The organism is Brevundimonas sp. (genome assembly GCF_030656255.1).
In the GTDB taxonomy this organism is placed as follows: Bacteria; Pseudomonadota; Alphaproteobacteria; order Caulobacterales; family Caulobacteraceae; genus Brevundimonas.
Genome location: NZ_JAUSOE010000143.1, coordinates 1 through 8,402, shown reverse-complemented (window position 1 = coordinate 8,402; position 8,402 = coordinate 1). Strand labels below are relative to the sequence as shown.

The window sequence follows — 8,402 nt, the reverse complement described above, 5'->3', positions numbered from 1 at the left end:
CCCCAGAGGGGGAGGAGACGGGGTTGATGGACCTTGGGTCGCTGCCTTCTCTCTTTCGTCATTCCGGGCGAAGGGCCTCTTGGCCCGTAGACCCGGAACCCAGCGGCGCGCGGGAGCGCGAACCTGTCGCGGACTCGATCTTAAACATCGTGCGGCGGATGGATTTCGCCTTCGGCGCCGCTGGGTTCCGGGTCTCCGCTCCGCTTCGCCCGGAATGACGAAAGAAAAGCCGCTCTTGCGTAAATATAACAGGGCTTATATATTGACCTCATGTCCTCGACCGCCCCCACCCTCGGCACTCTGATGCGCTGTCTGATCGACCTGCTCGACGGGGAGGTGGAGGCCGCCTATGCCGTGGCCGGACTGGCGTGGCGGCCGCGCTATACGCCGGTGCTGCGGGCCCTCAAGCGGGTGGGGCCGGCCTCGATCAAGATCATCGCGCGCGAGGCGGGGGTCAGCCATTCGGCGGCCAGCCAGACGGTGTCGCAGATGGCGCGCGAGGGGCTGGTCGCCCTGACGCCCGGCGCCGACGCGCGCGAGCGGATCGTGGTGCTGACGCCGGCGACCAAGGCCATGATCCCGGCCCTGGAACGCCAGCAGGCCGCGACCAACGCCGCCGCTGCGGAACTGGACGCCGAACTTTCAGCGCCCCTGACCGAGGTGCTGCGCGAGGCCGTCGACGCCCTGCACCGCCGCCCCTTCGGCGCACGTATCGCCGATGCGGCCAAGACCCGAACTGAACCGGCGTGACGATCGACGCCCGAGGAGCCTCCATGCGTTCGACCCTGTTTTCCGTCGCCGGCGCGGCGCGTATTCTGACGGCCGGTCAGGGGGTTCGCCCCCTGGAACTGGGCGAGCGGCGGTTCCTGCATCCGGGGCCGTTACGCTGGCTGCGGGCGGTGGGCTGGGCCGTGGCCCTGTTCTTTCTGGTCGCCCTGGCCGCCCTGCCGACGATTGAGGTTCTGGGCCAGCTGCTGCCGCAGACGGATGCGGCCAGGTTCGTGGCCAATCTGGCGGGGGCGCTGGTGGCGCTGGCCGTCTACGCCCTGGCGGTGTGGCTGGCCGAGGGACGCAGGCCGTCGGAGATCGCGCTGAAACCCATGCTGCCGGAACTGGGCGTCGGCCTGTTGATCGGGTCGGCGATGTTCGCCGCCGTAATGGGGATCATGGCGGGGTTCGACCTCTATGAGATCCGCAGCCTGGGGGCCGCCTCGGTCTGGACCGCCGCCGGGCGCGCGGTCCAATCTGGCGTGGTCGAGGAGATCATGATCCGCGCCATACTGCTGCGCCTGGTGTGGCGGGCCTTCGGGCCGTGGATCGCCTTCGCCGTCTCGGCCGCCCTGTTCGGGTTCGGCCATATCGCCAATCCCAACGCCACAGCGTTCGCGGCGATCTGCATCGCCCTGGAGGCCGGGATCATGCTGGGCGCCTTCTATGCCCTGACCGGCCGGATCTGGGTGTCGATCGGGGTTCATGCGGCCTGGAACTTCACCCAGGGCTATCTGTTCGGGGCGGCCGTCAGCGGCGGGGACTTCGGGCCGGCCATCGCCAGCAGCACGGCGCGTCCGGGCCTGCCCGAATGGTTGACCGGCGGCGCCTTTGGCCCCGAGGCCTCGCTGCCCGCCCTGGTCGTCTGCACCGCCGTCGGGCTGGCGGTGATGGTCCTGGCCTGGCGCGCCGGGCAGTTCGCCAAACGCCCTTAGGTGACAGCGGCTCCCAATGGGCCAGGGATGGACGCCCGGCCCAATCACGACGACCGAGCCCGTCACCCGGACATTCCTCCGCCCCTCAGACAACGGGTCTGGATCGCAGGGATCGGCCCTCGGATGACGGCGCGCGAGCGTGCGCTCATACGGGGTGTTTGGCCATGAAGAGGGCCAGGCCGATGCCGTTCCAGACGGCGTGCGACAGGGTCGGCAAGGCGTAGGCTCGAAGGCGTCCCAGCCGTCGCGACCAACCCCAGGCGGCGTAGGCCATCACGGCGAAGGCGGTCGCCTGGCCGAGCGAGCCGGGGCTCATGCCGTGCAACAGCCAGGCGAGCGCCGCAATGATCGCGATGATGACGGCGAGCCCGAGGCCGGGGGCGTCGTCGCGGGCGCGCCGAATGGCCCAGACGACCAGCGGCGTCTCAATGACCGCAGGCAGCAGCACGGCCAGGAAAAACCCATAGGCGAACTGCGAGACTGTATCCTGGGCTGCGACCATGCCGTCCGGTGCGCCGGGGCCGGCGGTGAAGCTGCCGACGACCATGTTGGCCGCCACTCTGATGATCAGGGATAGGGCGAACAGGCCTGCGCCCAGGAGCACGGCCTGTAGCCAGGGGTTTCGGAATAGCGGCATGCCTGGCCGGTCTGGATCTAGCGTCTGTCGCCTAGGCGCTGCCGCCGACGTATGTATTCGATGGTCCAGGCGAGCGTCGGAACGGCCACGACGACCAGGGCGAACAGGGCGGGGCGTCCGCCCCATTCAGCCGGAAAACTGGTCCGGAAAGTCCCTATTAGGAAGGTGGCGAGGGCCGCCCACAAGGCAAGGCTCAGTTTCGACATCGTCTGCCCTCCCGCAGTCGTCAGCCAACCATTTGGACCCGCATCGCAGCGGTCCGCAAGGGAAGACGCGCCGCGCAGACGCACCCCCTCCGTCTCGGCGCTATGCGCCGATCCACCTCCCCCAGAGGGGGAGGAGATGAAAAAAGGGCGGGGCCTTGCGGTCCCGCCCTGGTCGTTCAGGCTTTAGCCGCCGTCAGTTGCGATAGGCCGGCGGCATCGGCGTCTGCTGACGATAGCGGTCGCGCAGCAGCAGGGCGCGGCTGGTCAGGGGTTGTTCGACGCCGTCGATGAAGACGGCCGAGGGCTGGCTGAGCGGCTCCAGCGGGTCGCCGGACCAGACCACGACGTCGGCGGCGGCACCCGGCGCGATCTGGCCGAAGTGTCCGGCCATGCCGAAGATCCGGGCCGGATTGACCGTCAGGGCGGCGATGGCGGCGCCGTAAGGCAGGCCGTGCGAGACGGCGTTGCCGGCGTTGTAGCGGGCCTCGCGGGCGCGGTGGGTCGAGCCCTCGTTGCCCTTGATGGCGATCACCACCCCGGCCGCGTTCAGGGCCGCCGCATTCTCCATCCGCGCCGCCCGCATCTCGAAATCGCTGGGCAGGTTGGAGATGGGGTTCAGCAGGACGGGCACGCCGGCCGAAGCGATGTCGCCGGCGACCAGCCAGCCCTCTTCGGCGCCGTCCAGGATCAGCTTGATCCCTTCCTCACGCGCCAGACGCAGCACCTGCTGGATGTCCGACGCCCGGTGGACGCTGACGATCAGGGGCAGGGTTCCGTTGGCGACCGGGATCAGGGCCTCCAGGTCCGCGCGCGACAGGCTGAGGTCGCGCAGGCCCGCCCGCTCATAGGCGGACTTGTTGCGGGCGTAGAGGCGGACCTCGGCCAGGGTTTCCTTGAACAGGACGAACTGGGCGCCGCGGGCGCCGCCGGCGATGTCGGCCCCGGCCTCGCCGAACGGCGCGACCATGGCCACGCGCGGCTTGACCAGGATGTTCGCATCCTGACCCAGGTCGATGATCGCCGCCTGACCCGCAAACAGGCCCGGCGTCTGATAGCCGCCGTCGCCGGCGCCGGCCGTCTCGTCCTCATGCACATGGCCGCCGGACGAGCCGGGGTGCTGGGGCACGACCACGGCGCGGGTGATGCCGCCCAGCCGGGCGACCGGCAGGGTGAAGGACCAGGGGTCCAGGCCGTAGGAGATGTCGAAGGCGGCGCTGAGGGTGTTGGCGCTGTTGCGCAGTTCGTTGGTGCCGCTGACGGCGCCGACCTCGGTCCCGGCGAGACCGGAATCGACGGCGACGAAGCCGGGGGCGACCACCTTGCCGGTCGCGTCGATGACGCGGGCGCCGGAGGGGGCGCTGCCTGAGCCGACCGAGACGATCTTGCCGTCACGGAGGACGACCGTGCCGTTCTCGATGACCGAGGTTCCGGTCAGGACGCGGCCGCCGACGATGGCGACGGTGTCCTGAGCAAGGGCCGGGGCGGCCAGCGACAGGGCCGCGACGGCGCCCGCGAGGATGTGGGACAGACGCATCAGCGGGCTCCTTCGGCGACGTTGGCGGCGGTCAGGCCATAGCCCGGCTGGCCCAGCTCGAAGTCGCTGGTCGGCTGATAGGCGGGGTTGGTCCGGTCGAAGGTCAGGGCGCCGTCGATGAAGACCTGATCGGCGCGGGCGTAGATGGAGAAGGGATCGGCGCTCCAGATCACCACGTCGGCGCGCTTGCCGGCCTCCAGCGAGCCGGTCTGGTCGGCGATGCCGATGGCCTTGGCGGCGTTGGAGGTGATCCAGCCGATGGCGTGCTCTTCCGAGATGTTCAGACCGGCGCGACGGCCGGCCGACAGGGCGGCGGCGGCCTCCTGATTCAACCGTTGAGTCAGTTCGGCGTCGTCGGAATGGATGACGGCGCACGAACCCTGTTGGGCGTCCACCAGGGCGGCGTTCTCCTCGATGGCGTCCAGGGCCTCCATCTTGAAGCCCCACCAGCCGGTCCACATGGCCGCGCAGATGCCGTTGGCGGCCAGTTGCGGGGCCAGCTTGTAGGCCTCGGTGGCGTGGTGGAAGGTGGTGATGCGGTAGCCGAACTCCTTGGCCATATCGATCATCATGGCCATTTCGTCGGCGCGGTAGCAGTGGTTCTGGATCAGGATCGACCCGTCCAGCACCCCGACCAGGGTCTCGCTCTGAAGATTGCGGGTCGGGGCCGCGCCCTCGCCGTCCTCGCGCCACTTGTCCCACTTGGCCTTGTAGTCGCGCGCGGCGATGAAGGCGGCGCGATAGCCGGCCATATTGCCCATGCCGGTGGCCGGGCTCTGGTTACGGCCGCCATAGACGCGCGAGGGGTTCTCGCCGCAGGCCATCTTGACCGTATAGGGGGCGTCCGGGAACTTCATGCCCTGCATGGTGATGGACGGCGTGTTGCGGATCGTCACGCCCCGGCCGCCGAACAGATTGGCCGAGCCGGGCAGGATGTGAAGCGTGGTGACGCCGCCGGCGCGGGCGGTGTTGAAACCCGGATCCTGGGGCCACAGAGAATGTTCGGCCCAGACCTGGGCGGTGTTCGGGCTGGTGGCCTCGTTGCCGTCGCTCATGCCCTGCACGCCGGGCGACGGATAGACGCCCAGGTGGCTGTGGACGTCGATGACGCCGGGGGTGACATAGCGGCCGCGCGCCTCGACCACGCGATAGCCGGCGGGCACGGGGGTGGAGGCGTCGCCGACGGCGGCGATCCTGCCGTCCGTGACCACGACCACGCCGTTCTCGATCTTGCGGTCTGTGCCGGTCAGTACGGTCGCGCCGACCACGGCGAAATTCTCGCGCGGCAACGGTTGATAGGTGGACGGATAGGGGTTCAGCGTGGTCGCCGGATCCAGGCCGGCGGCCAGGGTCTTGTCCTTGGACGGCGCGGCGGCCTCCGAGTCCGCGCCCGTGGTGGCGCAGGCCGACAGGCCGAGCACAGCAAAGCCTATGGCCGCGAGGCTGACGCCTCGCAGATGATGTCCGATCATCAGATCCCCTTTTCCCGACGACACGCCAGCCCGACGTGTCTTGCGATCGTCATAGGAGGGGCATCTGGCGGAGGCGTCAAAAGATTTCGATGTTCTTTGGGAATGCGATACGGTCATCACCTCCCCGTTCGCGAAGGCGAATGGGGAGGACAGACCGCGCAGCGGTCAGGAGGGGGCGAGACGGTGGCCGACGGTCTGAGCTTCACACGGGCGAAGGCTTTTCGCCGTTTAATGACTCCGCCGGAAGCCCGGCTTTGGACAGCGCTGCGGGCCGGCCGCCTGAACGGCTGCAAGTTCCGTCGGCAGCATCCGATCGGTCCGTATATTCTCGATTTCTACTGTGCCGAGGCGAAGCTGGCGGTCGAGGTGGACGGCGCGGTTCATGATCAGCCGGAACAGGTCGCTCACGACCAGCGACGGACGGCGTGGCTGGGGGAGCGCGGCGTGAAGGTTGTCCGCGTGCAAGCGATCCATGTGAAAGACGAACTTGAGGGCGTGCTGGGCTTCATCCTGGCGGTGGTGCGCGCGCGACGAGACGCGGGATAGGGCGGTGTCGCCCCCTCCTGGTCGCTGACGCGACCTGTCCTCCCCATTCGCCTTCGCGAACGGGGAGGTGAGATCTTCTGGACGCGCGTTTCCCCGACCGCTAACGGCACGCGCATGAACGACGACGAAAACCCCCATCTCGACCGGCCGCTGCGGTCGTTCGGCCGGATCAAGGCGCGGCCGATCAAGCCGCGTCAGGCGGCGCTGATGGACAGCCTGCTGCCGATGATCGCTGTGCCGGATCCCAAGGCCGGTCCGCTGGACCCCAAGACGATGATGCCCGAGGCGGCCGAGGTGTGGCTGGAGATCGGGTTCGGCGGCGGGGAACATATGGCGGCCCAGGCGGCGACGCGGCCCGACGCCCTGGTGATCGGCTGCGAACCCTTCCTGAACGGCGTCGCCTCGGCCCTTCGCCATGTCGAGGAGGGCGGGCTGAAGAACGTCCGCATCCACGCCGACGACGCGCGCGACCTGGTCGACGCCCTGCCCGACGCCTCGGTGGACCGGGTGCTGATCCTGTTTCCCGATCCCTGGCACAAGGCCCGGCACAACAAGCGCCGCCTGTTGCAGGACGAGACGGCCCAGGCCTTCGCCCGCATCCTGAAGCCGGGCGGCACGCTGCGGTTCGTCACCGACTGGCGCGACTATGCCGAATGGACGCTGGAGCGGCTGGAGCGCACGCCGGGGCTGGAGCGGATCGGGGCGGCGGACCAGGACTGGTTCGTTCCCCCGGCGGACCATGTGGTCACCCGTTATGAAGAGAAGAAGCTGGGCGACACGGCGCCGATCTTCCTGGAGTACCGACGCAAGTCCTGATGTGACGCATACGGGATTATACGTAGATTGAGCATAGACGGGTGTTTAACGAACTTCATTAGTAATGGTCCCTAAGTAAAATGACGGGGCGGAACCATGAAGGCGTTGACGATCGGCGGCAGGATCAATCTCCTCGCCTTGGTGACCATGGTGGGCCTTCTGGTCGTGACGGGTCTGTCCCTGATGCGGCTGGACGCCGTGATGCGCGACGACATCGCCGACCGCACCAAGAAGTCTGTCGAGATCGCCTATAGCGTCGTCGCCCACTATCAGGCCGAGGAACAGGCCGGGCGCCTGACCCGGGTTCAGGCCCAGGAGGCCGCCAAGGCCGCCGTGGGCGCCATGCGCTATGGCGACGACGACTATTTCTGGATCAACGACATGCATCCCACCATGGTGATGCACCCGATGAAGCCGGCGTTGAACGGCAAGGATTTGAGCGAGAACAAGGACGCCGACGGCGTGCTGATGTTCCGGGAATTCGTCGCCGTGGTTCAGAAGGACGGCGAGGGCTTCGTCGACTATCAATGGGCCAAGCCGAACCAGGACGGGGCCTCGCCCAAGATTTCCTACGTCAAGGGTTTCGCCCCCTGGGGCTGGGTGATCGGCTCGGGCGTCTATACCGACCAGATCGCGGCGGCCGTCGGCAAGGCGGCGCTCGCTTTGGGATCCATGGCTCTGCTGGTGGCCTTGGCGGTCGGGGCGGCGGGCTGGTTCATCGGCCGGTCGGTGTCGGTTCCGGTGGTGGCTCTGGAGCGGCGGATGCGCGGCCTGGCCCAGGGCGACAAGACCAGCGACATTCCGGGCGTGGCCCGTGGGGACGAAATCGGCCAGATGGCCGCCGCCCTGGCCATCTTCCGCGACGCCGCCATCGAGAAGGACCGGCTGGAGGCCGAGGCCCTGTCGAACCGCTCGATGAGCGAACAGGAACGCGCGGCGCGCGAGGCCGAAAAGGCCCAGGAGGCCGAGGCCGACCGCATCACCATCACGGCCCTGGGCCAGGGTCTGTCGGCCATGGCCGACGGCGACCTGACCTATCGGATCGAGACCGAGTTCACGCCCAAGGCGGCCCAGTTGAAGACCGACTTCAACGCCGCCATCGCCCAGCTGCAGCAGGCCATGGGGGTGATCCTCGGCAATGTAGCGGGCATTCGCTCGGGCGCCGGCGAAATCAGCCAGGCGGCCGACGACTTGTCGCGCCGTACCGAACAGCAGGCTGCGGGTCTGGAAGAAACCGCCGCCGCTCTGGACGAGATCACGGCCACGGTGAACAAGACCGCCTCGGGCGCGCGTCAGGCCTCTGACGTGGTTCAGTCCGCCAAGGGCGACGCGGAAACCTCGGGCGTCATCGTCCGCGACGCCGTCCAGGCCATGCAGGCGATCGAATCCTCGTCCAGCCAGATCAACCAGATCATCGGCGTGATCGACGAGATCGCCTTCCAGACCAATCTGCTGGCCCTGAACGCCGGCGTCGAGGCGGCGCGGGCC

General features: G+C 68.5%; 8 protein-coding genes. 5 read left to right on the top strand and 3 right to left on the bottom strand.

Annotated elements, in window-relative coordinates; translation table 11 throughout:
- Positions 1 to 270 precede the first annotated feature (270 nt).
- Together Q7J26_RS14285 and Q7J26_RS14280 are read left to right on the top strand one after the other, a co-directional pair.
- The gene (locus tag Q7J26_RS14285; protein WP_304937069.1) at positions 271 to 750 is read left to right on the top strand and encodes a MarR family winged helix-turn-helix transcriptional regulator; all 480 of its coding nucleotides are present in this window, start codon (positions 271 to 273) and stop codon (positions 748 to 750) included.
- 23 nt (positions 751 to 773) lie between these two features.
- Positions 774 to 1,703, top strand: a complete 930-nt coding sequence (locus tag Q7J26_RS14280; protein WP_304937068.1) for a CPBP family intramembrane glutamic endopeptidase — start codon at positions 774 to 776, stop codon at positions 1,701 to 1,703.
- A gap of 145 nt (positions 1,704 to 1,848) precedes the next feature.
- Here the strand turns inward: Q7J26_RS14280 and Q7J26_RS14275 are convergent, their stop codons facing one another.
- The 3 genes from Q7J26_RS14275 to Q7J26_RS14265 form a co-directional block, all read right to left on the bottom strand.
- The gene (locus Q7J26_RS14275; protein ID WP_304937067.1) at positions 1,849 to 2,340 is read right to left on the bottom strand and encodes a hypothetical protein; all 492 of its coding nucleotides are present in this window, start codon (positions 2,338 to 2,340) and stop codon (positions 1,849 to 1,851) included.
- Between the two features lie 399 nt (positions 2,341 to 2,739).
- Positions 2,740 to 4,080, bottom strand: coding sequence for an amidohydrolase family protein (locus Q7J26_RS14270; RefSeq protein ID WP_304937066.1), 1,341 nt, complete (start codon positions 4,078 to 4,080; stop codon positions 2,740 to 2,742).
- Entirely contained in the window at positions 4,080 to 5,552 is a 1,473-nt protein-coding gene (locus tag Q7J26_RS14265) for an amidohydrolase (RefSeq protein ID WP_304937065.1), read from the bottom strand. The genes Q7J26_RS14270 and Q7J26_RS14265 overlap by 1 nt, the downstream gene beginning before the upstream one ends.
- A gap of 183 nt (positions 5,553 to 5,735) precedes the next feature.
- Between Q7J26_RS14265 and Q7J26_RS14260 the strand changes: the two genes are divergently transcribed.
- The 3 genes from Q7J26_RS14260 to Q7J26_RS14250 all read left to right on the top strand — a co-directional run.
- Positions 5,736 to 6,098: an endonuclease domain-containing protein gene (locus tag Q7J26_RS14260; RefSeq protein ID WP_304937064.1), complete on the top strand. Its 363-nt coding sequence runs from the start codon at positions 5,736 to 5,738 to the stop codon at positions 6,096 to 6,098.
- Positions 6,099 to 6,212: 114 nt separating this feature from the next.
- Positions 6,213 to 6,914 (top strand): tRNA (guanosine(46)-N7)-methyltransferase TrmB, encoded by a 702-nt coding sequence (trmB, locus tag Q7J26_RS14255; protein ID WP_304937063.1) that lies wholly within the window; start codon positions 6,213 to 6,215, stop codon positions 6,912 to 6,914.
- A 96-nt stretch (positions 6,915 to 7,010) separates the two neighbouring features.
- On the top strand, positions 7,011 to 8,402 hold a 1,392-nt coding region (locus tag Q7J26_RS14250; protein WP_304937062.1), incomplete at its 3' end, for a cache domain-containing protein.

Excerpts from the sequence above, each read along its gene's own strand:
- Q7J26_RS14285 (WP_304937069.1), top strand. The coding sequence starts at position 271 with ATGTCCTCGACCGCCCCCACCCTCGGCACTCTGATGCGCTGTCTGATC.
- Q7J26_RS14280 (WP_304937068.1), top strand. The coding sequence starts at position 774 with ATGCGTTCGACCCTGTTTTCCGTCGCCGGCGCGGCGCGTATTCTGACG.
- Q7J26_RS14275 (WP_304937067.1), bottom strand. The coding sequence starts at position 2,340 with ATGCCGCTATTCCGAAACCCCTGGCTACAGGCCGTGCTCCTGGGCGCA.
- Q7J26_RS14270 (WP_304937066.1), bottom strand. The coding sequence starts at position 4,080 with ATGCGTCTGTCCCACATCCTCGCGGGCGCCGTCGCGGCCCTGTCGCTG.
- Q7J26_RS14265 (WP_304937065.1), bottom strand. The coding sequence starts at position 5,552 with ATGATCGGACATCATCTGCGAGGCGTCAGCCTCGCGGCCATAGGCTTT.
- trmB (WP_304937063.1), top strand. The coding sequence starts at position 6,213 with ATGAACGACGACGAAAACCCCCATCTCGACCGGCCGCTGCGGTCGTTC.